Genomic DNA, 26,120 nt, shown 5'->3' with positions numbered 1-26,120 from the left:
TGGCTTCTCTATTTTCATCCGTTAAGGATTTAGGTGAAATTCATTTAAAAATTGATCCAGCGCCCGTTCGTATTCCTCGGGATTTTCGTTATAAGACTGCGCGTGAATGCCTTTTTGGGCAATGTACAATTGCTTTGAGCCCTGCTTAGCGTCATAAAGTGCTTCTGTCATGCTTGGCAGGATGAAATCGTCGTCGCGGCTGTGAATAAACAGAATCGGCTTTTGAATATGCCGCACGGCTTCGAGTGGAGAAAGCTCAGACATTTTATAACGCCCACGCAGCCAGACTGCCCACTCGGCGATCGTCATAAAAAAGGGCGGGGAAAAGCCGACCTCGCGCTTGATCTGATGCTTTACCTGCTGGCGAAAGTCTGAAAACGGACAGTCCGCGACATAAAAGGCAGCACGATCTTCCACCGTCCCAGCGTATAACAAAAGCGTAACGGCGCCCATTGATTCTCCATGAATGCCGAATGCCGCATCGGAGCCTTCACGACGGACGAGTTCATCCACAATCGCCTTGACATCCATTTTTTCAAAATGGCCGTAGCTTGTAAATGTCCCTTCCGATTCCCCGTGGCGGCGATGATCGAATAAAATGGCATTAAATCCTTTTTTGATAAACAAATTCATATATTTAACCGAGTTTACTTTATGCTCGGTGACACCGTGGCAAAAAATGACGTAAGGCTTGCCCGGGTGGGGTGTGACAAACACGCATTTCAAGCGGGTGCCGTCTTCTGAACGAACCCAGACATCTTCCTTTGGCAGCTGGCTGTAACGTTCCGCATTAAACCGGCCGGCCTCCGTTTCCCGATCTGTAATCGCCTGCTCCGCTTTTTTCGCTATATATAAAATCCGGTTTGACAAGTAAAGACCGGTTGCTGCGGTGACAAGGAAAGCGGATGCCGCAGCTGTCAGACCTTTTTTTACAGTCGATGCTCGTCGTAATCGGCTGTTTTTGAGATATCTTGTATCCATTTGTATTCTTCCTCCGTCAATGCGGCTTCCTGCACAGCACGGGCATTTTCTTTCAGCTGTTCAATGGAGCTTGCGCCAGCGATAACAGCAGCTGCGGCAGGATGGTGAAGCACGTAGCGAAAAGCCAGTCCGTTTAATGTGCGTCCCGCTGGTTTCTCGTTTTCAAGAACAGTTAAAACATCCTTCAAGCTGTTTTCATCGTACCATTTCAGCCCTTTTTTCGACGCTTTTGAAAGCTTCTCGCGCCATTTGTCCGTTAACAATCCAAATGCAACCGGACCCCGTGCAACGACACTTACGCCATTCTCTGCTAAAATAGGGAGGGCCTGGACTTCCGGGCGCCGATCCAGGATGCTGTACTGCATCATGACGCTCGACAAATGGGAGCGGTTTACATATTCATTAATGACGGTTGGGCGAATAGAGGAAATGCCGTAAGCCCGGATCAATCCTTCCGCCTTCAGCTCTTCAAATGCTTCAATGGTGTCATCCATGGGATCTTCAAGTGTACCGCCATGTAGCTGATACAAATCAATATAGTCAGTTCCAAGCCTTTTTAAACTGTGCTTGACGGCTTCTTTTATATGGGCTTTCGAAGCATCCCACGTCCAGCTGTCTTTGTTATCTGTCCACCGATTGCCTGCTTTGGTGGCGATCACGATCTGGTCACGGACAGGCTGCAGGGTTTTGCCGACGAGCTGTTCGTTTACGCCGAAATCATATAAGTCCGCTGTATCAAAATACGTAATGCCTTCATCGAGAGCTGTTTTTAATATTGCTTCGGCCTGGCTTTGATCCGTTCCAATCGACATGCAGCCAAGTCCAAGCTCACTGGCAAAAATACCTGACTGTCCAATTTCACGTTTATTCAAATTGCTTCACCTTCCTTTTTCATACAGTGTATCATAGGAAAGAAAAAAATAGAAAAGAGGACCTTTCATGCATAAATTTGAAGAAAAAACAATTAAAACAAAGCCCATTTTCAACGGAAAGGTAATCTCCCTGCAGGTGGATGATGTTTTACTGCCGGATGGGAAAGAAGCGAAACGGGAATTAATCAAGCATCCGGGTGCGGTGTGTGTGATCGCGATTACCGATGAGAAAAAGATCATTTTCGTGGAGCAGTATCGAAAAGCGTTGGAGCGCCCACTTGTTGAAGTACCGGCCGGAAAGCTGGAACCGGGAGAAGAGCCGGCGTATTGCGCGGAGCGGGAGCTGGAGGAAGAAACCGGCTACCGTCCCGGTAAAATGACGCACCTTCAATCCTTTTACACATCACCAGGATTCGCAGACGAGCTCGTTCACGTTTTTTTAGCCGAACAGCTGGAAAAAGTGGAGGACGGTCTTGTGGCAGATGAGGATGAATTTGTCGAATTGCTAGAGGTCTCGCTTCCAGAAGCCGAACAGCTGGCAAAAGACAACCGAATCTTTGATGCTAAAACACTCTGGGCTGTCCAGTACATCCGTTTAAACGGACTCGCATAATGCCGGGCTTCCTCTCATATAGTGCGAAAAGAGAGGGGGCCTCCCATTTATGTGGACTGCCATCATCGAACACATTCAAAAAAGAGCTGCGCTGTATTTGTTTTCAGCCGTTTTATTTATGACGGGTACCGCTTTTGGTGCGATGACCGTGAATAGCATGGAGCCTGTGCAAAAATCGGAGCTGTATTCCTATGTAAAAGAGTTTTTTGGCCAGTCTTCAGCCGGCAGTGTAGCGAATCCGGCTGATTTATTCGTTGAAAGCTTTATCCACAACGTGAAATTTACTGGGGCAATGTGGATCGCCGGTATTTCAATTATTGGGCTGCCGCTTATTTTTGTTCTTTTGTTTTTAAAAGGGGCGGTTACCGGGTTTTCGGTCGGGTTTCTGATCCAGCAGATGAAATGGGACGGGCTGCTGCTGTCCGTGTCCGCTATTTTGCCCCAAAATGTGATTCTCGTACCGGTTTTTCTGTTTACGGCGGTTATGTCGGCTTCCTGCTCGATCCGTCTCGTGCAGAGAATTACAGCGCGCCGGACAATGCCCATTCATGTAGGAAAAGGTTTTGCCTCGTATGCAGGGTACGTCGCAGCCGGAACAGCGGCGATTTTGCTTGCTTCCTTAACAGAAGCATTCGTTTCCAGCCAAATAATGAATATCCTCGTAAATAAATTCTTTTGATTCATTGACGCCTTTTGTTATAATAAGGAGTACATCGGCGAGGGAGGGGACAAACATGGAAAGCCGGATTGACCGAATAAAAAAACAGCTGCATGCGGCAAGCTATAAACTGACACCGCAGCGCGAAGCTACTGTGCGTGTTCTTCTTGAACATGAAGAGGACCATTTAAGCGCTGAAGACGTATACCTCCTCGTTAAAGAAAAAGCGCCTGAAATTGGGTTGGCTACAGTCTACAGAACGCTGGAACTATTAAATGAACTCAAAGTAGTTGATAAAATAAATTTTGGGGACGGGGTCTCCCGTTACGACCTGCGCCAGGAAGGTGCGGCACACTTCCACCACCATCTTGTGTGTATTGAATGCGGTGCTGTTGATGAAATTCAAGAGGATTTGCTGGATGATGTCGAAGCCGTCGTTGAAAGCAGATGGAACTTTAAAATTAAAGATCACCGTTTGACATTCCACGGCATTTGCAGCCGTTGCCACACGAAGCAAGAAGAAGATGAACAGGAAGATTTAGAAAAGCAGCACGCAGAATAACAAATGGCTGGCGTGCCAAAACCTTTCGATGCCAATCGAAAGGTTTTTTGATCAGGAGAAGAGGTGGGTGCATGAACGATCATGTGACTGATTTTTTACATTTTTCCCTTGTGGAAAAAGGGCTTTCAGATAATACGATTTCTGCTTATCGGCGTGACTTGCGCCATTATGCGGATTATATGGAGAAAGTCGAGCAGGTGAGTGCCCCGGATATTCAAAGGCTTCACATTCTGCATTTTTTAGAACAGCTGAAAAGTCAGGGGAAATCACCTAAAACCATTGCGCGGCACATTTCCACAATCCGCTCTTTTCATCACTTTTTAATTCAGGACCGAATCAGCACACACGATCCGACCCATCATATTGAAACACCGAAATCAGGGCGCAGTCTGCCAAAGGTATTGAATATGGAGGAAACCGAAGCGCTGCTTGCCGCTCCGGATACGACAGTGCCGCTTGGCATGCGCGATAAAGCGATGATTGAGCTGATGTATGCATCAGGACTTCGTGTAAGTGAATTAACAGCCTTGAATAAAGAGGACGTTCACCTGACGATGGGATTTGTACGGTGTGTTGGAAAAGGCGGCAAGGAACGGATTATTCCTGCCGGCAGCCATGCACTGGAAGCCATTGAGCGCTATTTACAAAGCGGTCGTCCGCAGCTTGTGTCGGCTAAGCGCCGTGATGAAGCCCTTTTTTTAAATCATTACGGACAGCGTCTGACACGTCAGGGCTTCTGGAAGGTGTTAAAAGCGCTTGCGAAAAAAGCGACCATAGAAAAAGAATTAACGCCTCATACGATTCGTCATTCCTTTGCCACTCATTTACTTGAAAATGGGGCCGATCTTCGTGCCGTGCAGGAAATGCTTGGACACGCGGATATTTCCACTACACAGATTTACACACATGTTACGAAAACACGGCTCAAGGACGTATACAGCCAGTTCCATCCCCGTGCCTGAAAAATGTTCAGGCACTTTTTGTATTTCCTCAAGAAATGAATTATACTGAAAAAGAGAAGTCAGACTTCTGACGTTAAGAGCTGAACAGCTTAGACGTCAGGCAGTCGGGGTAAAATAAAGAATGGGAAAAAGAGAAAGGGGAGACGGATGATGAGTCAATCATTTAAACGGATTCACGTAATCGTTCTCGACTCAGTCGGAATCGGCGCAGCACCGGATGCGTCCGTATTTGACGATGAAGGCGCTGACACACTGGGCCATATTGCGGAAAGAATGAACGGGTTAACGATGCCAAACATGGGGGCTCTCGGCTTATCCAATATTAAAGAAATTCAGGGCATTGAGAAAGCGAAAGCGCCGGCTGCATTTTACACGAAGATGCAGGAAGCGTCCAATGGAAAAGATACAATGACGGGTCACTGGGAGATCATGGGCCTTCATATTAAAAAGCCGTTTCAAGTTTTTCCGGACGGCTTTCCGGATTCGTTAATACAAGAATTAGAAGAGAAATCAGGCCGTAAAGTGATCGGAAATAAACCGGCCAGCGGCACTGATATCTTAGACGAGCTTGGCGAAGAGCATGTGAAAACGGGCGCGTTAATTGTTTATACGTCCGCCGATTCGGTTCTTCAAATTGCGGCTCACGAAGAAGTTGTCCCGCTTGAGGAGCTTTATGAAATTTGTGAAACAGCCCGTGCCATGACGAAAACGGGTGATTATATGGTCGGACGAGTGATTGCCCGTCCGTTTGTCGGGGAACCCGGACAGTTTAAGCGCACGCCGAACCGTCATGACTATGCATTAAAGCCATTTGGCCGAACGGTTATGAATGAAGTAAAGGATGCGGGTCTTGACGTCATTGCAGTTGGGAAAATTGCCGACATTTACGACGGTGAAGGAGTAACCGAAGCAATACGGACAACGTCTAACATGGACGGCATGGATAAATTCATCGAAGTAGCGGAAAAAGAGTTTCACGGGCTTTCTTTTTTGAATCTCGTTGATTTTGATGCACTCTTTGGCCATCGCCGTGATCCAGAAGGCTACGGAAAAGCACTTGAAGAATTCGATGAGCGGCTGCCTGAGCTTTTGGACAAGCTGGATGAACAGGACTTGTTGATTTTAACAGCGGACCACGGGAATGATCCTGTCCATCACGGAACAGACCATACGCGTGAATATGTCCCGTTGCTCATTTATTCAAAAGCCTTTGCCGGCGGAAAAGAGCTGCCCGTCCGTTTGACATTTGCAGACATCGGTGCCTCTATCGCGGACAACTTTAACGTCACCATGCCGGAGCATGGAAAAAGCTTTATGGAGGAGTTAACATGAACGTTGCACACATTAAAGAAGCTGCGCAGTTTTTAGAAGGAAAAATCAGCACAATGCCCGAAATTGGCTTGATTCTTGGCTCGGGACTTGGCGTTCTGGCAGATGAAGTTGAAAATGCCGTATCGATCCCGTATGAAATGATTCCTCATTTTCCGGTTTCGACGGTTGAAGGACATGCCGGAGAGCTCGTGATTGGCACATTGTCGGGCAAAACAGTAGCTGCAATGAAAGGACGCTTCCATTATTATGAAGGTTATTCATTTGAACAGGTAACGTTCCCGGTTCGTGTCATGAAAGCAGTTGGAATTGAAACGGTTATTGTCACAAATGCTGCGGGCGGCGTGAATGAATCATTTGAGCCAGGCGATCTAATGCTCATTAGCGACCACTTGAATTTAATGGGCGGCAACCCGCTGATCGGCAAAAACGACAATGAGCTCGGTGTCCGGTTCCCCGATATGTCGGAAGCCTACAGCCGTGAGCTGAGAGCGCTGGCGAAGGATGCAGCCGGCCGGGTCGGTCTTTCGGTGAAGGAAGGCGTTTATGCGGGCAATACCGGTCCTGTGTATGAAACACCTGCTGAAGTTCGGATGGCGCGTGTGCTCGGTGCAGACGCAGTCGGCATGTCTACCGTTCCGGAAGTCATTGTGGCCCGCCACAGCAGCATGAAGGTTCTCGGCATCTCGTGTATTTCAAATATGGCTGCTGGTATTTTGGATCAGCCGCTTGCGCATGAAGAAGTCATTGAAACAACCGAGAAGGTGCGGGCTGCTTTTCTTGCGTACGTAAAAGAGATTGTTAAATCTTTATAAAGGTGTGATGACGAGATGAGAATGGTCGATATTATTCACAGCAAACGAGACGGACAGGAATTGACCGATAACGAAATTCAGTTTTTCGTAGAAGGCTATACGAAAGGGGAGATTCCGGACTATCAGGCATCCGCTTTTATGATGGCCGTCTATTTCCAAGGCATGACAGCCCGCGAAACCGCGGTGCTGACGCAGGCAATGGTCGATTCAGGTGAAACGATCGACCTGTCTGCGATTGAGGGGCACAAAGTAGACAAGCATTCAACAGGCGGCGTTGGGGACAAGGTGACATTCATCGTTGGTCCGCTTGTCGCGTCAGCAGGCGTGCCGGTTGCCAAAATGTCAGGCCGGGGTCTTGGCCATACAGGCGGCACACTGGATAAGCTGGAAGCGATAAGCGGCCTTCAGATTGAAATGTCAAAAGAGCAGTTTATTGAAAACGTGAACAAGCATAAGCTCGCGGTTGCCGGCCAGACAGGCAACCTGGCACCAGCGGATAAAAAGCTGTACGCGCTCCGCGATGTGACAGCAACGGTTGAAGCCATTCCGCTTATTGCCGGCTCCATTATGAGCAAAAAGCTTGCCTCGGGTGCGGACAGCATTGTATTGGATGTGAAAACCGGCTCGGGTGCATTCATGAAAACGCTCGAAGATTCAGAGTCTCTGGCAAAGGAAATGGTCGCCATCGGCAATAACCTTGGCCGTAAAACAGTTGCCATCATCAGTGATATGAACCAGCCGCTCGGCTATGAAGTCGGCAATGCAAATGAAATCAAGGAAGCAGCCGCCATTTTACAGGGAGCGGATGTACCGGATTTAAGAGAGCTTTCTCTTGAAATTGCCTCACATATGACGGTGCTGGCAGACGCATTCAGTGATTATGCGGAGGCGCGCAAAACACTGGAAGAGAATATCGGAAATGGCAAAGCGTTTGACGCGTTTCGTTCCTTTATAGAAGCTCAGGGCGGAGACGTCAGCATGATTGACGACACCGACAAGCTGCCGCAGGCAAAGCATCATATTGATGTTTTGTCAGATGAAGAAGGCTTCGTATCCGAAATCGACGCCGAGTCAATTGGCGTAGCCGCTATGTATTTAGGCGCCGGCCGGGCAACAAAGGACGATGAAATCAATCACGCTGTCGGCATTACCCTTAAGAAAAAAATCGGCGACGCCGTTCAAAAAGGAGATGTCCTCGTCACACTCCACGCGGACACCGAAACGCCTGAGGACTCCATTCAAAAAGTAAAACAGGCCTACCGTTTTTCTCAGGAAAAAACCGAGCGCCCAATCCTTATTCATAAAGTCATTACGGAATAAAAGAATAATGAACAAACCCGAACATTATTGCGAGCCGTTCGGGTTTTTTGCTGTTGAAAAAGAATGTGTCAATGAAAAGCAGATGAGTAATTCACTTTTTCAGAGCTATTGTGCTTGTAAGAACACAGTCCTGGCGGCTTCTGCAGGACTTCGCGCTCGGAGGGGCGGGCGGTGAAGACTCCCGTTGGACGAGCGGACAGGCTGAAACAGTCGCGCTTTTTGGGCTGGTTCAGCGTTCGCCCAACAGGAAAGCGGAGCCGGCAGACCGGAGCCCCTGAATATGATTTTTTAGAAAGTTAGACTGATTTTTTATTTGAAAAACATGAATCATCGCTAAAAAACATCTGAATTCTATTGACATGTTGTTTTTTAACACTGTGGACTGACACTCGTCAGTTCCTTTTTTTTGTCGAAAAATAAGAGGTTTTTTCTAGTTTTGGAAAGGTGAAGGAAAAATGCTGTGCGAGAAAGAATGATACGTATCAGCACATAAAGGAGGAATTCATATGGTAACCATGAAAGCAGAAGCGCAGGGAAAAGTCCTCATCATCCGACTGACAGGGGAGCTGGACCACTATTACTCCGAACAGGTAAAGGAATTTACGGAACAGCAAATAGACGAAAACCAGTCGCAGCATCTTATTTGGAACCTGTCAGGTCTTCCTTTCATGGACAGCTCGGGTTTGGGCGTCATCCTTGGACGGTACCGCCAAGTAAATGAAATGGGCGGCAGTGTGTCAGTTTGCGGATTAAATACGCAGGTGAAACGGCTTTTTCAGCTTTCGGGCCTGTTTAAAATTATGTATATTGACCAAACTGAACAAGAAGCACTCGACCGATTGGGGGAATCATCATGCAAAATGCGGTAAACATTTCCTTTAATGCACTGGGCGAAAACGAAGCCTTTGCCCGAGTTGCGGTGGCTTCCTTTGCCGCAAAGCTGAACCCGACAGTGGATGACCTGGCGGAGCTGAAAACGGCTGTGTCAGAAGCGGTAACCAATGCCATTATTCACGGCTATGACAGCAATCCTGCTGGCATGGTTTATATTAGCGCGACCATTGAAGACGGAGAAATTGACGTCGTCATTCGGGACGAAGGCAGAGGCATCGATAACATTGAAGAAGCGAAAGAACCGTTGTTTACGACCAAGCCGGAGATGGAACGGGCCGGCATGGGCTTTACGATTATGGAGCATTTTACAGACCGTCTGGAGGTTGAATCAAGCAGCTCGTCCGGCACGGTCGTCCGGTTTAAAAAGCGGCTTGCCGGAAAGCGTGTTAATTGTGTGTGAACAAAAGGGTGCAGCACAATGAAACAGGCAGTTCAGCTGTCAGACGCGGAAGTGAAATCGTTAATCCGGAAAAGCCAAAATGGAGATGCAGAAGCACGCAATAAACTGGTGGAGTGGAACACACGGCTTGTCTGGTCGGTTGTGCACCGGTTTTTAAACCGCGGTCATGATGCAGAGGATTTATTTCAAATTGGGTGTATTGGCTTGCTGAAGTGTATAGATAAATTCGATCTGTCCTACAACGTGAAATTTTCTACGTATGCCGTTCCGATGATTATTGGCGAAATTCAGCGGTTTCTTCGTGATGACGGGGAAGTAAAAGTGAGCAGAAGGCTAAAAGAAACTGCGGGGAAAATGAGGCGCGAACGCGAGGCGTATACGGCCGAATTCGGACGCCCGCCTTCTATCGGAGAACTGGCAGAAAGACTTGACATCCCGATGGAAGAAGCGTTAATGGCGCAGGAATCCTCCCGCCGGCTCGCATCGATTCATGAAACCGTTTATGAAAATGAAGGAGAGCCGATTACCATTCTCGATCAGTTGGCAGCGCCCGAAGTAAAATGGTTTGATTCGCTTGTTGTCAAAGAAGCGGTCGAGAAGCTGCCGGAGAGAGACCAGCTGATTGTATATCTTCGTTTTTACAAGGATTTCACACAAGCTGAAACGGCCAGGCGGCTCGGTATTTCTCAAGTTCAGGTTTCAAGGCTTGAAAAGCAAATTATTAAAAGCTTGCGAATGGATATGAATAAAAAATAGCCGGCACGGAAAAACTGCGTAAAAAGCGGAGGTGCTGCTATGGATCAAATCATTTATATCAGCTTAAAGCGCCATGTTCGCCTTGACGAACGGCGCATTTCTTTTTTTGATGTGGCTGATGCAGAAGTGGATGAACAAACAAAGCGGCTATTGAGCCAGTTGATTGTTAAAACGATTAAGCCATCCGCCGGAAATGTAGTCGTCGTGACCGTATTGGATGTGATTGGCGCAGTCAAAACCATTTTTCCGGAAGCTCGGGTGGTCATCGCCGGAGAAACCGAAGCAATCGTCAGTTTTCAGCCGGCAGACAGTCCTGCTGCTTTTTGGAAAATAGCGCTCGTCTGGATTGTGCTGTTCACCGGAGCGGCGTTGACGATAATGAATTTTCACGAGGATGTTTCCATGCAGAAGGTGCATGTTTTATTGTATGAAAAAATAACCGGCGAGAAAAATGATCAGCCGCTTTTGCTGCAAATTCCATATTCGATCGGTCTTGGTCTCGGAATGATTCTGTTTTTCAATAGACTCTGGCAAAAGCGGTTAAATGAAGAACCGGGTCCGCTCGATTTAGAAATGTTTAAGTATGAAGAAGATATCAATGGCTACTTAGCCGCGAATGAAAAGGAACAGAAGTGACATGATCGCTTTGCTTATTCTTTTTTTAGGTGTATCCGGGGGACTGGCGACGGGGGCGGGATATGTGGCATTTATTACCGTTCTCGGCGTGATTCCGCGCTTAATGTCCGCTACAAAAACGAAGTCACGCATTCACTCCTATGAGCTCGCGCTTGTGCTTGGTGTTTTAGCCGGGACTTTATTGCATATTTTTCCGGTCCATCTTCACCTTCCGGCTGCATCCACTGTTTTGATCGGGCTGTTCAGCGGCCTTTTTATTGGCATGGCGGCTGCAGCATTAACCGAGGTGTTGAATGTCTTTCCCATTCTTTCACGCAGAGCCGGTGTTTTTCACAACATTAATGGGCTGATGATGGCAGTGGCACTTGGAAAAACAACCGGCTCCCTCATTCAATGGATTTTATTTTGGAAGATGTGAAAGGAGTGTTATGTATGTTTCAGCCTGACGAAATAGATGCATTTCTAGAAGAAGAAGCGGGACTGGGCAAAAGCTTTGATACAGGTGTAAGACGGTTGATCGTTGCCGGAGAACCGCTCCATCTTTATTTTGTGAATGGATTGTGTGAAACGCAATTTATTATTGAACTAATGGAATCACTCGTGTCGCTTGAACGAAAAAGAAAGGAAGCGGCTGCCTATTTAGTGAAAGAACACCTTGTTCACCAGGCGGTAGAGGAAGTAAAGGATCGCGCCAAGCTCCCGGTTGCTTTGTTGTCCGGCTTGATTGTCATTGCGGTTCCTGGCGCGCTGTTTACCATTGACGTCAGAAGCTACCCGGGAAGGCAGCCGGAGGAGCCGGATACGGAAAAAGTCGTGAGAGGGTCGCGTGACGGCTTTGTGGAGAACATTATCGTGAATACCGCACTGACGAGACGGCGCATTCGTGACGGCAGGCTTCGCTTTGAAATGATGAAGGCAGGTGAGTCGTCAAAAACGGATATAGCAATAGGTTATATTGACGGCCTTGCCCACCAGGCTCTGGTCGACAAAGTGAAAAAAGAAGTGGAGTCCATTGAAACAAATGGTGTCCCGATGGCGGATAAAACCGTTGAGGAATTTTTAATCAAGCAGCGCTTTAACCCCTTTCCACTTGTCCGCTATACGGAACGGGCAGACATCGCTGCCGCCCATCTGCTAGAAGGACATGTGCTGCTTTATACAGACACGTCGCCGGCTGTGATGATGATGCCTTCCACCTACTGGCAGCACATGCAGCATGCAGAAGAATACCGCCAGCTGCCGGCTGCCGGCACCTTTATCCGGCTGCTTCGTTTTATCGGACTGATTATGTCGCTGTTTTTGCTGCCGCTCTGGTTTTTGTTCGCACAAAATCCCGATATGCTGCCGAAATCCCTTTCCTTTATCGGGCCGAATGAAGAAACGAACATTCCGCTTGCAGCACAAATTTTGATTGCAGATGTTGGTATTGAATGGCTCCGGATTGCGGCGATTCACACGCCCCAGCCTTTATCAACGGCAATGGGTCTGGTTGCCGCTGTCTTGATTGGGCAAATTGCGATTGATACCGGGCTTTTTGTACCTGAGGTGATCCTGTACACAGCGCTTGCTTCGATCGGCACATTTTCAACGCCAAGCTACGAGCTGGGCCTTGCAAATAAAATGACCCGATTGTTTTTTATTGCGGCCGTTGCCGTGTTCGGTCCGGTCGGGTTTGTCGTCGCCGTTTTGCTTCTGTTTTTTTATTTGGTCCGCTTAAAGCCGTTTGATGTGCCGTATTTATGGCCACTCGTTCCGTTTGACTTTGCTTCGCTCTGCACCATATTGATTCGACGCCAGGCACCGCAGCAAAAGGGAATACCGGAAATCAACCGGTAGACTCCCTTTGTCTGGTGTTTTTTCCTATATTGAGCGGGGGTGGAATGTATGATATAGTACTTTTATTCTCATGCCAATAAAACGGCAGAATGATTATAGAACGGGGCGATTATACATATGCATACATACGGTACAGCGGCCGTAAATGACCGTGGACAGTTGGAAATTGGAGGCGTAAACGTCGTAGATGCTGCCGCGCAGTTCGGCACACCTCTTTACTTGTATGACGTCGCGCTTATTCGAGAGCGCGCAAGAGGATTTAAGCGGACGTTTGACCAGTTAGGTGTTACTGCGCAGGTGGCGTATGCGAGCAAGGCATTCGCTTCAATCGCGATGATGCAGCTCGCGGAGCAGGAAGAGCTTTCACTCGACGTTGTGTCCGGCGGCGAATTATATACAGCGCAAAAAGCGGGATTTCCAGTCGAACGCATTCATTTTCATGGAAACAATAAAAGCCGGGAAGAGCTGGAAATGGCCTTCGACGCAAAAATCGGCTGCATTGTGGTGGATAATTTTTTTGAGCTGGACATGATTGGCGACATCAGTGAAGCGAGAAAACAGGAAATGAGCATTCTGCTTCGCATCACGCCAGGCATTGAAGCCCACACGCATGATTATATTTTAACCGGACAAGAGGATTCTAAATTTGGTTTTGATTTAAATAACGGCCAGGCGGAAGAAGCACTGAAGATCGCATCGGAAAAACCGTATGTTGATGTGCTGGGTCTTCACTGCCATATCGGTTCGCAAATTTTTGAAACAACAGGCTTTGTCCTGGCAGCGGAAAAAATTATCGGAAAATTGGCAGATTGGCGCAGCCGCCTGTCGTTTGAAGCAAAGGTTTTGAACCTGGGCGGCGGTTTTGGTATTCGCTACACAGCAGAAGATGATCCACTTGAGCCGGCCGCTTATGTAGAGGAAATTATTCGCAAAGTGCAGGCGGAAACGAAAAAAGCCGGCATCAGCATGCCCGAAATCTGGATTGAGCCGGGTCGTTCGCTTGTTGGAGATGCCGGAGTGACCATTTACGAAACAGGCTCTGTGAAAGATGTGCCGAACGTGCGGAAGTATGTAGCGGTAGATGGCGGCATGAGTGATAATATTCGTCCGGCTCTTTATGAAGCGAAATACGAAGCTGTGCTCGCCAACCGGGTAAATGATCCGGTTGAAGAAACCGTCTCGATTGCAGGAAAGTGCTGTGAATCCGGTGATATGCTCATTTGGGATGTCCCGCTGCCAAAGGCGGAAGCCGGCGATTTGCTGGCGATGTTCTGTACGGGTGCATACGGCTACTCGATGGCGAATAATTATAACCGCATTCCGCGTCCGCCGGTTGTCTTTGCTGAAAAGGGCGAAGCAAAGCTGGTCATTCGCCGTGAAACGTACGATGACTTAGTGAAGCTGGATCTGCCGCTCGGGCTGCCGCAGCCGAATTAAGAGGAGAAACGATGAAAAATAACATTATTTTACTTCTTTTATTAACAGTGATGGCGTTCGGGTGGGGCATCTATTATTGGTTGTTTATTGTAAATTAAAGGAAACGACTTGCAGGAATAGACCGGATTTAGTAAGATAGAAAACGTGACGATATCAAGCAGGTAAATCCTGCTAATTGAAGAGGGATTTTAAATGCTGATTCGATATAAAAAATCGTTCAAGAAAATCGCAATGGGGCTGCTTTCCTTTATGCCGCGCGAAAAAGAGCTGCGGACATTAAAGGAAACGATGGACTGCTATGAATCAAACGATGACAGGCAGTTGTTTCTTTGGAAAGTGGACGAGGATGTAGTTGGCGTTATCGGCGTAGCGGTTCATGACACCAAAGTGGAAATTTTGCATATCGCGGTTAATCCTTCTTTCCGGGATGAAGGAATTGGAACGGAAATGATGGCGGCTGTGACAAAATTATTTTCAGACCGGGACGTTGGACCGAACGAATCCACCACCCGTTTTTTTGAAAAATGCACAAAGGAAAGCCGGTAAATCACGCTCTTGTCGTGATTTTACCGGCTTTTTTTAATGAGATGGCCGCTGCCCGAGCCTGTATAACGTCAGAGCGGTCACGCAGCAAATGTTTATCGGTTAAAAATTGTTTATCTGCTTCACCTTGAAACGTGTGAGCAAAGCGGTCCAATTCCTTCAGAACCTTTTGATCGATAATGGGGATGGTCATCGGCTGAAAAGGGGCACCCTCTAGCATGCGCTGTGCGGTATGGCTGATTAATTCGGATAAAGCCCCGGGGTCAATGCCAAGGTTCGCCAGCTCAGCTTGATTCCTTGAAAAGCACTGAAGCGCTTTGGCGGCCATTCGTTTTGCGCCCTCGCAATTTCCACGACGGTAATGATATAAAAAAACGGCCGTTTGGATCAGGCCGACCCAAACCGAATCACGGGTGCCATTTGTTTCCTTCCAGTGCTCTTCAAGCACCTCATGACATTCAAAATAATCATGATCAATATGGAAGTGTGCCAGAAACGAAAGATACGGCACAGGATAAACATACATTTCTTTTCCCCCAGTCAAGTGGTCGGATTCATTTAACCGTACCATGTTTCACGTGTTTTCTCAACTATCACCACTGAAAGAAAAAGCGAAATAGACTATACTTGAATAAGGGGCAAAAATGCAACCAGTACAGGAGAATAATGATGGAATATAAAGTGAAAATCGATTCCTTTGAAGGCCCGCTCGATTTGCTGCTGCATTTAATTCAGCAGCTGGAAATTGACATTTATGATATTCCGGCCGCCGAAATTACGAATCAATATTTAATGTATGTGAATACGATGCAGCAGCTGGAGCTTGACGTCGCCAGTGAGTATTTAGTAATGGCGGCTACGTTAATTGCGATGAAAAGCCGGTCACTTCTTCCGGATCATGAGTCGGATGAAGAGGATTTTATGGACGAAGAAGATCCACGTGAAGAGCTGGCCCGCCGATTATTGGAATATAAACGGTATAAAGAGGCTGCAGAAAAGCTGCATGAGCTGGAAGAAGAGCGCGCAAAAGTTCACTCCCGTCCGCCGGCGGATAAATTATTTGAATCAAATGCAGAAGGTCCGCTGCACGTCTCGATTTTTGACATGCTCGGTGCCTTTCAAAAAATGACACGCCGAAAAAAGCTGGCTGTTCCGCCTAAAGCGACGGTGAGAAGAGAAGAGCTGTCGGTTGAAAAAAGAATGCACGCCTTGAAAGAAAAGCTTCGAAGTGCACAATCGCCGATTTTGTTTGATGATTTATTTGATTCCCATGAGCGGGACGAGCTTGTCATCAGTTTTTTAGCGGTTTTGGAGCTGATGAAGCAAAATGAAATTGTTGTTTCGCAGAACGGGAATTTCGCTGATTTATATGTAACGGCTGGAGGAAATGATGATGAGAAATAAAAGTATTATTGAAAGCCTGCTGCTTGCAGCAGGTGATGAAGGGCTGACAGCCGATCAAATGGCCGCCGTGTTGGAAATGTCGACGGAAGAAACCGTCACTCTTTTAGAAGAAATGGCAGAGGATATTCTGCAGGATGAAACGCGAGGAGTGATGATTACGTCCTTTGGAATGGAATACCGGCTCATGACCAAAAAAGAAAATGCCGAATTTATTGAGCGACTCGCTGAAAAACCGTCTCCTAAAACGCTGTCACAGGCAGCGCTCGAAACACTGGCGATTATTGCCTACAATCAGCCGGTCACTAGAATCGAAGTGGAGGAAATACGCGGTGTCAAAACAGAGCGCCCGATTGCTACGCTGTCTGCACGAGGGCTTATTGAGGAAGCAGGCCGTGCAGATGCACCGGGACGGCCGATTTTGTATGCCACAACGCCGGAATTTTTAGACGCGTTTGGTTTAAAGGAATTAGCGGAGCTTCCGCCACTTGAAGAAGGAGAAGCCACTGCCCAGCAGGAAGCCGATTTGTTTTTTGGCCGATTTGAAGAAGCGCTGGATGAGCAGTCATAAGGAACTTTCTTTTTCCATACACTAGTGAAAAAGAAAGGAGCAGCAGACATATGCTGATGAAAAGTCTGTTCGCCTTTATGCTGCTGGCAGGACTGTGCATGTCGCCGTCCGAAACAATGGCACAGCCCGATGTATCTGCCCGGAGTGCGGTGCTCATGGAGATGGAAAGCGGGCGCGTCCTCTCAGAAAAGGAAGCAGACGTACGGCGTCCGATTGCCAGTATTACGAAAATTATGACGGCGCTTCTCGCGGTGGAATCCGGCCGTCTAAACGAAACGGTTACGATTAACGACCGGGCTGTACAGATTGAAGGATCAAGCCTTTACCTGGAAAAAGGGGACAAGCTGACACTTGAAGAACTCGTGTACGGTCTAATGCTCCGGTCCGGGAACGACTCGGCGATCGCTATCAGCGAGTTTGTTGGCGGCACAACCGAGCAATTCACAGCATTAATGAATGACCGTGCGAAGGAGCTTGGCATGCGAAATACGTCTTTTATGAATCCGCACGGGCTCGATGATCCGGCTCATTATTCAAGTGCCTATGATATGGCTCTGTTAACCGCGGAGGCGATGAACAACAAAACCTATCAAAAGATCGTTTCAACGAGTGTGTACAAAACGAAAAGCAAGCCCGTACGCGTTTGGGAAAACAAGCACCGGCTTGTGAGAAGCGGCGGAATGATTACGGGAGGAAAAACCGGCTACACGAAAAAATCGGGCCGTACGCTCGTGACAACGGCGAAAAAAGGAAAGATGGCGCTGGTGGCAGTGACGATTGACGCACCGGATGACTGGCGGGATCATACGGCTCTTTTTGACGAGGCATTTTCTGCGTATCACAAGCGAATGATTGTCGGCAAAACACCGTTTTCTGTTCCGGGAGAATCCGCGTCCTATTTCGCCAAAAAAACCCTCACGTATCCAATGACGGATCAAGAAAAAGAGTCGGCTTACATCCGGCTTGTGATGAAGCCGGATCAAAACGCAACAGCAGAATTGTGGATCGATGGAGAAAAAAAGGTTTCAGCCCCTGTGTACCGGACGAAAGAAAAGCCTTCCTCTTTTTGGACAAACATCAAAAAGGAGCTGATGTCGTGGTAAGCGCAGCGTTTGCTGTCTTAATGCTGACAGGATTTCTTTTTGCGGCCCTTAATGGGACAATGGCCGAGGTGAATCAAGCACTTTTCGAATCAATGGAGCAATCCATTGAACTGGCTATATCGCTTGCCGGTATTCTGTTGTTTTGGACAGGAGTAATGAAAACCGCCGAATCCGCGGGTCTTGTGAAATCAGTCGCCAATGCGGTTCAGCCGCTTCTTGGGCGGCTTTTTCCAGACATACCGGACAAGCATCCTGTGTTTGGCTATATCGCGTCGAACATGGCAGCCAATTTCTTCGGTCTTGGCAATGCAGCAACACCGATTGGCTTAAAAGCGATGCGCGAATTAAAAAAGCTGAACGGGAACCAGGATGAGGCAAGCCGCTCCATGATCACGTTTTTGGCGCTTAATACAGCGGCAATTACGCTGATTCCGACGTCCGTCCTGGCGATTAGCATGAAGCACGGGGCATCGAACCCGACCGATATTGTCGTGCCTGCGCTGTTTGCCACGGTGATGTCGTCGGTTTTTGCCATTATGATTGACCGCTTTTATGCGGGGAGAAGGAGCCGGTAATGGCTGTCTGGCTTATGCCCGCTATTATTGCAGCTGTGATCGGCATTGGCTTATACAAGAAAGTAAATATTTATGAAACACTGACAGATGGCGCCAAAGAAGGTCTCTCGACATGGGTGGCGATTGTGCCGCACCTTGTCGTAATGATGGCCGCTGTGGCTGTTTTTCGTGCGTCAGGAGCCGCTGGAGAAATGGCCGCCTGGCTGGCGCCATTCCTTGCACCGTTCGGCATACCAGCGGACGTGGTGCCACTGGCATTCATCCGGCCGATTTCAGGGTCCGCCACACTCTCAATGCTGGATCAGCTTATGCAGGAGCATGGCGCCGATTCCTTTATTGCGAAGCTCGCTGCCATTATGCAAGGCAGCACCGATACAACCCTTTATGTGCTGGCTGTTTATTTTGGGGCAGCCGGCATAAAAAAAACCGGAGATGCCCTGAAAATTGGGCTGCTGGCAGATGCAGCAGCGTTTTTCTTTTCCATGGTGGCCGCAGTGTGGCTTTTATAAATATGCGTTTTGATGGCTGGATTTTGATGGATAAGGAGCTTGGGACGAAAAATTCTGGATAGATGGAAAAGCCGAACGAGACGATCGTTCGGCTTTCTCTCGAGCTCTTCATGATGGTAAATCGTTTAGTGACTGTGCTTGCGCGAACATAGTTTGGGCGGTATCGAACAGGACTTCGCGTTCGGAGGGGCGGGCGGTGGGCTGATCCCTCCCGAGTCTTCGTCCTGCGCCAGCCGCCCGGAGCCCCTGTGTATGCTTTTCCAAGAAAAAAGAAGAATCAAGGCTTTCAGCTACTAGATCATTCGGATTCAAGCGCGAATCACATTGTTATGTCCCAGCCTCGTTCTTTCAAAATGATCCGGCTATTATTTTTGATCACCCAGCCGTTCCATTCATTCTTCAGGTTATTTCCCATCCATGTATTGACCATGCTGATTCCCTGGCAGAAAGAGCTTTTCATGTTTTCTTTTCCTTTTTCGATATTTGTGCCATAATGCTTAATGGACGAACAGACAATTATAGAGGTGAAATAGATGGAACGATTACAAAAAGTAATTGCGCAGGCAGGAGTTGCATCGCGCAGAAAAGCAGAACAAATGATTCAAGAAGGAAAAGTGACCGTAAATGGAAAGAAAGTAACCGAGCTTGGCACAAAGGTTGGCTTAAATGATGATGTGCGGGTTGAAGGGGTGCCACTTGAGCGGGAACGGAAAGTATATTTCCTGTTTTACAAGCCGCGCGGCGTCATATCAGCGGTAACAGACGACAAAGGAAGAAAAACCGTTGTTGATTTTTTCCCGCATGTGGAAGAACGGATTTTCCCGGTTGGGCGTCTTGACTATGATACGTCCGGCTTGCTGCTTCTAACGAATGACGGTGAATTCGCTAATTTAATGACGCACCCAAGCAACGAAATGGATAAAACGTATATTGTGAAAACAGAAGGCATCGTCCAGCGCCATTTATTGAAGCGAATTTCTTCTGGCCTTAAGCTGGAAGACGGCATGACGGCACCGGCTAAAGTAAAGGAACTGGGCATTGACCGGAAGAAAAACCGCTCGCTGCTGGAGGTAACCATTCATGAGGGACGCAATCGTCAGGTGCGCCGCATGTTTGAAGCAATCGGGCATCCTGTTCAAAAGCTGCGCCGCGACCGGTTCGCTCATTTAACGCTGCACGGGCTGAATGCTGGCGATTATCGGGAATTGACGGCACATGAAATCAAGCAGCTGCGGACAATGGCAGAAGCAGGCTCAAGCCGTTAAGACATAAAAATGTCACAGGAAAGTCAGAATTGAACGACAGGCAGTGATGGTATAATGGACGTAGTTTTTACACATGCCTCTGTTGAAAACGGAGCTTGGAGGTTGACAGATGGATAAAAAGAAAAAGCGGCTGTTTATGCGGTCGGCCATTTTAGCCGTGCTGGCCGGACTTGTCGTTTATGCGCTTTACACGAATTTGACGAAAGAGTCCCGCGGAAGCCTTGAAGCGGGGGACAAAGCGCCCGATTTTGTGCTGACCGATGTAAATGGCGAAACCCACCAGCTTTCTGATTATGAAGGAAAGGGCGTCTTTTTGAATTTTTGGGGCACCTGGTGTGAGCCGTGCAAGGAAGAAATGCCGCATATGGAAAAACTGGCGAATGAATTCAAAGGTGAAGTGGAAATTTTAGCTGTGAACGTGGGCGAATCGAATTTTCAAGTAACGAATTTCGCCGAGCAGTACGGCCTGACATTCCCCATTGCGATTGATGAGGGAAAAGAAGTGATGGATACGTACGGAGTTGATCCGCTTCCAACAACGTTTATGATTAAGCCGGACGGTACAATTGATCAGATTGTCATTGGCGGCTTGATTGAGGAAGAGCAGGTTCGGGCATTATTTGAACGGGTAAAACCGTCATCGTAAGGGGAGTTTTCGTATGGGGAAAGTGAAGTGCGAGTGCGGCCACGTGAATCCGAACGGCACGATTTTATGTGAATCATGCGGCCGGGCGCTGACAGAAGAAGCCAGACAGGAAAAGCTTGTTGATATGCGCTACGAAGGAAGTGCGCGCCGCTCGCAAACGTACAATAAAACGATCATTGATAAAGTGTGGAATTTCTTTTCATCTGTGAAGGTCGGAATCTGGATCATTGTTCTCCTGCTTGTCGCGGCTTCTTTCGGCACGATTTTGCCTCAGGAATTTTATATTCCGTCGAATATGCCGGCTGAAACGTATTACGAAGATGTGTACGGAACATTCGGAAAGCTTTATTACATGATCGGGTTCCATGATTTATACAATTCGGTCTGGTTCAGTGCCTTAATCGCGGCGCTTGGCGTTTCACTGGTGATCGCCAGTCTTGACCGGGTCATCCCGCTGTACCGCGCACTGAAAAACCAGCGTGTGGACCGCCATGAGTCGTTTATGAAAAAACAGCGGCTGTTTGCGGAGCAAAGCGGTACACTGAATGCGTCGGAGCTTGAAAACGTAAAAGCAGAGCTCATCAAGAAAAGATACAAAGTGCGCATGGAAAACGGTGCTCTTTTAGCTGAAAAAAACCGGTTTACAAGATGGGGGCCCTATGTTAATCATGTTGGCTTGATTATCTTTTTACTCGGAGCGCTGCTTCGGTCTGTTCCGGGAATGTACATAGATGAGCTGCTTTGGATTCGAGAAGGAGAAACGTTGCAGGTGCCGGGTACGGACGGAACCTATTATGTAAAAAACAATGGCTTTACACTCGAAAACTATGAAGAAGGCGAAGATCCGGAAGTGTTCGATGAAGCCATTAACCGGGTAGGCACTGTAGCGAAAAACTATCAGACAGATGCTGTTTTGTACCGGGATGAAAACAATGAACTGCCAGGTGCAAAGCCCGAGCTGACAGAAGTGCAGTCGGATGCCATTCAGGTCAATCAGCCAATGAAGTTTGACAGCTTTGCCATTTACCAGACGAGCTTTCGCCAGGACGAAATGAAAGCGATGCATTTTGCGCTGACGAATAAAGCGACGGGTGAAGAATACGGGGAGATTACCGTTGACTTATTCGACCAGCAGAAATCCTATGAACTGGGCAATGGCTACAAGGTAGAGCTGCTTGGCTATTACCCGGATTTTGATGGCTTTACCGAAGCCGGCGAACCGACGTCAAAGTCACCGCTTCCGAACAATCCGGCGTTTCTGTTTAATATGGTGACACCGGAAACACCGGAGGGTGAAGTCAGCTTTGCTCAAATTCGAAACACGATGGAGCCGCTCGGTGAGACCGTTTATAAAATGGCGTTTAAAAGCCTGGACACCCGCGACGTATCCGCTTTGACGATACGGAAAGATTTGACGCTTCCGATTTTGGCGATCGGCGGGATTATTTTTATGATTGGTGTCGTTCAAGGGTCGTATTGGAATCATCGCCGTCTGTGGATTCGTGAAAAAAATGGACAGGTGTATGTAGCCGGTCATACGAATAAAAACTGGCACGGGTTAAAAAGAGAAATTCACGCCGTGTTAAAGGAAACGTCTATTCCGGAGCCGGAAGACAGACAAAAGGAGTAAGGGAGGCATATCGTTTATGTCGAATTTAGCAGGTGTAAGCAGTACACTGCTGGAGGCATCGTTTTTTCTATACCTGGCTGCGACCATTCTTTTCGGCGGTTCAATCCGCCAAAAAGGGCTGCGTGACGGGGAAGGGCTGAACCGGTGGGGCAAGCTTGGCATTATAGTGACCGTTATTGGGTTTGCGGCTCAGCTCGGCTACTTTTTTACCCGCTGGGCAGCTGCCGGTCATGCGCCGGTCAGTAACTTATTTGAATTCACGACGTTTTTCGGTATGATGATTGTCGGTGCGTTCATTTTAATTTTCTTTATTTACAAAACGGCTGTGCTTGGCTTGTTCGCTCTTCCAATCGCCATTATCATCATTGCGTATGCGAGCATGTTTCCAAGCGAAATCAGTCCGCTTATTCCGGCGCTTCAAAGCCACTGGCTGGCTATTCACGTGACCACTGCCGCGGCGGGCCAGGGGATTCTGGGGATCAGCTTTATTGCGGGATTGATTTATTTAGTGAAAAACATTGATCAGTCGGTCAGTACGAAAAAAACAAAATGGCTCGAAGCGGTGATGTTTTTTATCGTGTCGGTCATTGCATTTATCCTCATCACAACAGGCTTTGCGGCAGCGGATTACAAAGCGGAATTTGATTATGTCAATAAAGAAGGAGCCGCTGCGAATTTGGAGTTTACCGTTCCGGCGCTTGTTGGACCGAATGAAGGATCACTTTTAACGGAAGGCAAGATGGAGCCGCTTGCGGAAATGCCGGCGTTTATCAATGCGAAAAAGTTAAACACGGTGCTCTGGTCATTAATCGGCGGGGTTGTCTTATATGTATTGATCCGGTTAGTGACGAGAAAACGAGTGGCGGCCCTGCTGCAGCCGCTCGTTCAAAAAATCAGCTCGGATTTACTGGATGAAATTGGCTATCGCGCCGTATTGATCGGTTTTCCGGTCTTTACGCTCGGTGCACTTATTTTTGCTATGATTTGGGCACAGATTGCCTGGACCCGCTTTTGGGGCTGGGACCCGAAAGAAGTGTGGGCGCTTATTACCTTTTTGTTTTACGTTGCGTTTTTGCACTTGCGTTTGTCAAAAGGGTGGCATGGCGAAAAATCAGCCTGGCTGGCGGTTGTCGGCTTCGGCATTATTATGTTTAATTTAGTGGCCGTAAACCTGGTTATTGCCGGTTTGCATTCCTATGCATAAGAAATTTGATTCCTCGTCTTTGGCGGGGGATCTTTTTTGTACTATAATAGGAGATATTGTGCGTATTGGGAGGGAATGTTTTTGGAAAAAGAATTACGGATTTTAGTGGTGGATGACGAAGAACGGATTCGCCGGCTTTTGCGGATGTACCTTGAACGGGAGCATTACATCATTGATGAGGCAGCAGACGGGGAGGAAGCGCTCGAAAAAGCGCTCGCGAATGAATATGACTGCATTTTGCTCGATTTAATGATGCCTGGAAAAGATGGCATTGAAGTGTGCCGGGAATTGCGGGAAACAAAAGCAACACCCGTTATTATGCTGACAGCAAAAGGAGAAGAAGCAAACCGTGTGCAAGGCTTTGAAGTAGGCACAGACGATTATATTGTCAAGCCATTCAGTCCTCGTGAGGTTGTGCTGCGTGTGAAAGCGCTATTGCGCCGGTCATCTCCTACAACCTATTTACATACTGACACGAAATCCAAGGATTTAATTGTGTACAATCATTTAACGATTGATAACGATGCCCACCGAGTGACGGCTGACGGTGTAGAAGTGAACTTAACGCCGAAGGAATATGAGCTTCTGTACTTTCTTGCCAAAGCGCCTGATAAAGTGTTTGACCGTGAGCATCTGCTGAAGGAAGTATGGCACTATGAATTTTTTGGTGACTTGCGAACCGTTGATACGCATGTGAAGCGTTTACGGGAAAAGCTGAACAAAGTATCGGAAGAAGCAGCCAAAATGATTGTCACCGTCTGGGGTGTCGGGTATAAATTTGAGGTTGGAAATGGATGAAAATATGGAAAAGTGTTGTCGGGAAGCTATGGATTACGATCCTGCTTCTCGTTTCATTTGTGCTGGCTTTTTTAACCATTCTCTTACTGGAGTTTTTTGAAAACTACCACATTACGCAAGTGGAGCAGCAGCTGGAAAACACAGCGGAAAAAATAGCTGCCGTTATCGAAGACCACGAAAATGAACAAACGGGGCTGAATGTCGCCTGGGAATTAGTGGATGATCCAGCTCATATTTTAATCGCTGAAAATGACCAGGTGTTTCACTATTCCCCCTTTGAAAGTGATACAGCCAAAATCAGCAAAGAAACCATCACCGCTGATCCTGCCCTGTCCGCGGTGTTTGACAACCAGCGCAAAGTGGAAGCGGAAATAAATGTCGGTGGTGAAGGGGATGCGGACAGCCGGTTTGAGAATTCATTTATTGTCGGCGTGCCCGTTCAATTAAATGATGGTGAAAATGGGGCTGTGTTTATTTATCAGTCACTTGAAGTGATCAAAGAAACAACAGAGCAAACGACCAAGCTCATTTTGGTTGCTGCCGGAATTGCAATTATTTTAACAACTGTTTTTGCGTTCTTTTTGTCCACGCGGGTGACGGCGCCGCTCCGGACGATGCGGGTGGCGGCAACGGAACTGTCTCAAGGAAACTTTGACACAAAGGTGCCGATTTTAACGACGGATGAAATTGGCGCTCTTGCCACCTCCTTTAACCGCATGGCGTATCAGCTGAAAGGGAATATTCATGCACTGAATCAGGAAAAGGAACAGCTGTCGAGCATTTTAAGCTCCATGGCGGATGGTGTGATTACGCTGGATCAGGACGGGCATGTTCTCATTACCAATCCGCCGGCGAAGCAATTTTTGCATGATTGGAATTTCGAGAAAAAAGCAGAGGGCGGATCAGAAGAAACACCGGATTTATTGCAATCTCTGTTTATAGAAGCGGTGAAAACCGAAACGGAGCAGGAAGGCGAAATTACCCTGCAGGGCAGGTCATATGTGATGATTGTCAGCCCGCTGTACAATGCCGATTCAGTCAGAGGAGCGGTAACCGTTGTCCGTGATATGACCGAGGAGCGCCGTCTTGATAAGCTGCGCGAGGATTTTATCGCTAACGTTTCGCATGAGCTTAGAACGCCCATTTCAATGATGCAAGGGTACAGCGAAGCCATTGTGGATGATATCGCTGCATCAGAAGAGGAAAAGCGGGAAATCGCACAGATCATTCACGAAGAATCACTGCGGATGGGGCGTCTTGTCAATGAGCTGCTCGACCTCGCCCGGATGCAGGCCGGCCATATTACATTGAATAAAGAACAAACGGCTCTGGAGCCTTTTTTGCAGCGTGTGACGAATAAATTTGGAGGACTGGCCAAGGAAAAAAATATTTTTCTGTCTGCGCAAATGGATGATGCTGAAACAATGGTGTATGTGGATGAAGACCGTCTTGAGCAAGTGCTGACCAATTTAATTGACAACGCGCTGCGCCATACGCCCGAGAGTGGCAGCGTGTCGGTTATTCATGAAGCAAAGGAAGAGGTTCATCTTATTCAAGTGAAAGACTCCGGATCGGGCATTCCCGAAGAAGATTTGCCGTTTGTCTTTGAACGTTTTTATAAAGCGGACAAAGCGCGGACGCGGGGCCGGGCAGGAACGGGTCTTGGCTTATCGATTGCCAAAAATATTGTCCAGGCACACGGGGGAACCATTAAAGTGCAAAGCCGTCTCGGTCATGGCACTGTCTTTTTCTTTACAATCCCGAAACAGACATCTTGACAAGATTCTTTCGTCTTTGAGATAAT

30 protein-coding genes are annotated in these 26,120 nt (G+C 47.7%); 26 read left to right on the top strand and 4 right to left on the bottom strand.

Annotated features, from left to right (window positions below; translation table 11 throughout):
• Positions 1-21 precede the first annotated feature (21 nt).
• Together BW952_RS02320 and BW952_RS02315 are read right to left on the bottom strand one after the other, a co-directional pair.
• Positions 22-981: an alpha/beta hydrolase gene (locus tag BW952_RS02320; RefSeq protein WP_045850912.1), complete on the bottom strand. Its 960-nt coding sequence runs from the start codon at positions 979-981 to the stop codon at positions 22-24.
• On the bottom strand, positions 930-1,853 hold the full coding sequence (locus tag BW952_RS02315) for an aldo/keto reductase (RefSeq protein WP_045850911.1): 924 nt from the start codon (positions 1,851-1,853) through the stop codon (positions 930-932). The genes BW952_RS02320 and BW952_RS02315 overlap by 52 nt, the downstream gene beginning before the upstream one ends.
• A gap of 67 nt (positions 1,854-1,920) precedes the next feature.
• Between BW952_RS02315 and BW952_RS02310 the strand changes: the two genes are divergently transcribed.
• The 15 genes from BW952_RS02310 (at position 1,921) to BW952_RS02240 (ending at position 14,617) form a co-directional block, all read left to right on the top strand.
• Complete coding sequence (locus BW952_RS02310) at positions 1,921-2,466, top strand: NUDIX hydrolase (protein WP_045850910.1); 546 nt, start codon at positions 1,921-1,923, stop codon at positions 2,464-2,466.
• 49 nt (positions 2,467-2,515) lie between these two features.
• Entirely contained in the window at positions 2,516-3,145 is a 630-nt protein-coding gene (gene spoIIM, locus BW952_RS02305) for a stage II sporulation protein M (protein ID WP_045850909.1), read from the top strand.
• 55 nt (positions 3,146-3,200) lie between these two features.
• Positions 3,201-3,686 carry a ferric iron uptake transcriptional regulator gene (gene fur, locus BW952_RS02300; protein ID WP_045850908.1) on the top strand — a complete coding sequence of 162 codons (486 nt, stop codon included), beginning with the start codon at positions 3,201-3,203 and terminating at the stop codon, positions 3,684-3,686.
• Between the two features lie 71 nt (positions 3,687-3,757).
• Positions 3,758-4,648, top strand: coding sequence for a site-specific tyrosine recombinase XerD (gene xerD / locus BW952_RS02295; protein ID WP_045850907.1), 891 nt, complete (start codon positions 3,758-3,760; stop codon positions 4,646-4,648).
• Between the two features lie 150 nt (positions 4,649-4,798).
• On the top strand, positions 4,799-5,980 hold the full coding sequence (gene deoB, locus BW952_RS02290) for a phosphopentomutase (protein ID WP_175607556.1): 1,182 nt from the start codon (positions 4,799-4,801) through the stop codon (positions 5,978-5,980).
• Complete coding sequence (locus BW952_RS02285; RefSeq protein WP_045850905.1) at positions 5,977-6,792, top strand: purine-nucleoside phosphorylase; 816 nt, start codon at positions 5,977-5,979, stop codon at positions 6,790-6,792. The genes deoB and BW952_RS02285 overlap by 4 nt, the downstream gene beginning before the upstream one ends.
• Positions 6,793-6,807: 15 nt before the next feature.
• Positions 6,808-8,112, top strand: coding sequence for a pyrimidine-nucleoside phosphorylase (locus BW952_RS02280; protein WP_045850904.1), 1,305 nt, complete (start codon positions 6,808-6,810; stop codon positions 8,110-8,112).
• A gap of 506 nt (positions 8,113-8,618) precedes the next feature.
• Positions 8,619-8,981: an anti-sigma F factor antagonist gene (spoIIAA, locus tag BW952_RS02275; protein WP_045850903.1), complete on the top strand. Its 363-nt coding sequence runs from the start codon at positions 8,619-8,621 to the stop codon at positions 8,979-8,981.
• Positions 8,966-9,406: an anti-sigma F factor gene (spoIIAB, locus tag BW952_RS02270; protein WP_045850902.1), complete on the top strand. Its 441-nt coding sequence runs from the start codon at positions 8,966-8,968 to the stop codon at positions 9,404-9,406. The genes spoIIAA and spoIIAB overlap by 16 nt, the downstream gene beginning before the upstream one ends.
• 18 nt (positions 9,407-9,424) lie before the next feature.
• On the top strand, positions 9,425-10,162 hold the full coding sequence (sigF, locus tag BW952_RS02265; RefSeq protein ID WP_045850901.1) for an RNA polymerase sporulation sigma factor SigF: 738 nt from the start codon (positions 9,425-9,427) through the stop codon (positions 10,160-10,162).
• A 39-nt stretch (positions 10,163-10,201) separates the two neighbouring features.
• Entirely contained in the window at positions 10,202-10,798 is a 597-nt protein-coding gene (locus BW952_RS19755) for a stage V sporulation protein AA (protein WP_045850900.1), read from the top strand.
• 1 nt (position 10,799) lies between these two features.
• Positions 10,800-11,216, top strand: a complete 417-nt coding sequence (locus BW952_RS02255; protein WP_045850899.1) for a stage V sporulation protein AB — start codon at positions 10,800-10,802, stop codon at positions 11,214-11,216.
• 14 nt (positions 11,217-11,230) lie between these two features.
• The gene (locus BW952_RS02250) at positions 11,231-12,634 is read left to right on the top strand and encodes a spore germination protein (protein ID WP_052698447.1); all 1,404 of its coding nucleotides are present in this window, start codon (positions 11,231-11,233) and stop codon (positions 12,632-12,634) included.
• A 117-nt stretch (positions 12,635-12,751) separates the two neighbouring features.
• Complete coding sequence (gene lysA, locus BW952_RS02245) at positions 12,752-14,071, top strand: diaminopimelate decarboxylase (RefSeq protein ID WP_045850897.1); 1,320 nt, start codon at positions 12,752-12,754, stop codon at positions 14,069-14,071.
• Positions 14,072-14,263: 192 nt separating this feature from the next.
• Positions 14,264-14,617, top strand: a complete 354-nt coding sequence (locus BW952_RS02240) for a GNAT family N-acetyltransferase (protein ID WP_045850896.1) — start codon at positions 14,264-14,266, stop codon at positions 14,615-14,617.
• Position 14,618: 1 nt separating this feature from the next.
• Here the strand turns inward: BW952_RS02240 and BW952_RS02235 are convergent, their stop codons facing one another.
• Positions 14,619-15,140, bottom strand: a complete 522-nt coding sequence (locus tag BW952_RS02235; RefSeq protein ID WP_045850895.1) for a DUF309 domain-containing protein — start codon at positions 15,138-15,140, stop codon at positions 14,619-14,621.
• A 140-nt stretch (positions 15,141-15,280) separates the two neighbouring features.
• On the opposite strand from BW952_RS02235, the gene BW952_RS02230 reads away from it, so the two are divergent.
• Genes BW952_RS02230 through BW952_RS02210 form a run of 5 tightly spaced genes read left to right on the top strand, consistent with a single transcriptional unit; the run spans position 15,281 to position 18,773 of the window.
• On the top strand, positions 15,281-16,018 hold the full coding sequence (locus BW952_RS02230) for a segregation/condensation protein A (protein WP_045850894.1): 738 nt from the start codon (positions 15,281-15,283) through the stop codon (positions 16,016-16,018).
• Entirely contained in the window at positions 16,008-16,586 is a 579-nt protein-coding gene (gene scpB / locus BW952_RS02225) for an SMC-Scp complex subunit ScpB (protein ID WP_082084606.1), read from the top strand. Before BW952_RS02230 ends, scpB begins: the two co-directional genes overlap by 11 nt.
• Before the next feature lie 50 nt (positions 16,587-16,636).
• The gene (locus BW952_RS02220) at positions 16,637-17,689 is read left to right on the top strand and encodes a D-alanyl-D-alanine carboxypeptidase family protein (RefSeq protein WP_052698446.1); all 1,053 of its coding nucleotides are present in this window, start codon (positions 16,637-16,639) and stop codon (positions 17,687-17,689) included.
• Positions 17,683-18,264: a nucleoside recognition domain-containing protein gene (locus BW952_RS02215; protein ID WP_045850892.1), complete on the top strand. Its 582-nt coding sequence runs from the start codon at positions 17,683-17,685 to the stop codon at positions 18,262-18,264. The genes BW952_RS02220 and BW952_RS02215 overlap by 7 nt, the downstream gene beginning before the upstream one ends.
• Positions 18,264-18,773, top strand: a complete 510-nt coding sequence (locus tag BW952_RS02210) for a spore maturation protein (RefSeq protein WP_045850891.1) — start codon at positions 18,264-18,266, stop codon at positions 18,771-18,773. Before BW952_RS02215 ends, BW952_RS02210 begins: the two co-directional genes overlap by 1 nt.
• A gap of 319 nt (positions 18,774-19,092) precedes the next feature.
• On the opposite strand, the gene BW952_RS19295 is transcribed toward BW952_RS02210, so the two are convergent.
• Positions 19,093-19,233, bottom strand: coding sequence for a hypothetical protein (locus tag BW952_RS19295; RefSeq protein ID WP_156149437.1), 141 nt, complete (start codon positions 19,231-19,233; stop codon positions 19,093-19,095).
• A 73-nt stretch (positions 19,234-19,306) separates the two neighbouring features.
• On the opposite strand from BW952_RS19295, the gene BW952_RS02205 reads away from it, so the two are divergent.
• The 6 genes from BW952_RS02205 to BW952_RS02180 all read left to right on the top strand — a co-directional run bounded on the left by BW952_RS02205 (position 19,307) and on the right by BW952_RS02180 (position 26,094).
• Complete coding sequence (locus BW952_RS02205) at positions 19,307-20,038, top strand: pseudouridine synthase (RefSeq protein WP_045852613.1); 732 nt, start codon at positions 19,307-19,309, stop codon at positions 20,036-20,038.
• A gap of 109 nt (positions 20,039-20,147) precedes the next feature.
• Positions 20,148-20,684, top strand: a complete 537-nt coding sequence (gene resA / locus BW952_RS02200; protein ID WP_045852614.1) for a thiol-disulfide oxidoreductase ResA — start codon at positions 20,148-20,150, stop codon at positions 20,682-20,684.
• Between the two features lie 13 nt (positions 20,685-20,697).
• Complete coding sequence (gene resB, locus BW952_RS02195) at positions 20,698-22,314, top strand: cytochrome c biogenesis protein ResB (protein ID WP_045852615.1); 1,617 nt, start codon at positions 20,698-20,700, stop codon at positions 22,312-22,314.
• Between the two features lie 16 nt (positions 22,315-22,330).
• Positions 22,331-23,518, top strand: coding sequence for a c-type cytochrome biogenesis protein CcsB (ccsB, locus tag BW952_RS02190; RefSeq protein WP_045852616.1), 1,188 nt, complete (start codon positions 22,331-22,333; stop codon positions 23,516-23,518).
• Positions 23,519-23,599: 81 nt separating this feature from the next.
• Positions 23,600-24,316 (top strand): response regulator transcription factor, encoded by a 717-nt coding sequence (locus BW952_RS02185; protein WP_045852617.1) that lies wholly within the window; start codon positions 23,600-23,602, stop codon positions 24,314-24,316.
• Positions 24,313-26,094 carry an ATP-binding protein gene (locus BW952_RS02180; protein ID WP_045852618.1) on the top strand — a complete coding sequence of 594 codons (1,782 nt, stop codon included), beginning with the start codon at positions 24,313-24,315 and terminating at the stop codon, positions 26,092-26,094. The genes BW952_RS02185 and BW952_RS02180 overlap by 4 nt, the downstream gene beginning before the upstream one ends.
• The last annotated feature ends 26 nt before the right edge of the window (positions 26,095-26,120 follow it).

Origin of the sequence: Domibacillus enclensis (genome assembly GCF_900156125.1) — a bacterium.
Taxonomy (GTDB): domain Bacteria; phylum Bacillota; class Bacilli; order Bacillales; family Domibacillaceae; genus Domibacillus; species Domibacillus enclensis.
This window is presented reverse-complemented; position numbering and strand designations above follow the sequence as displayed.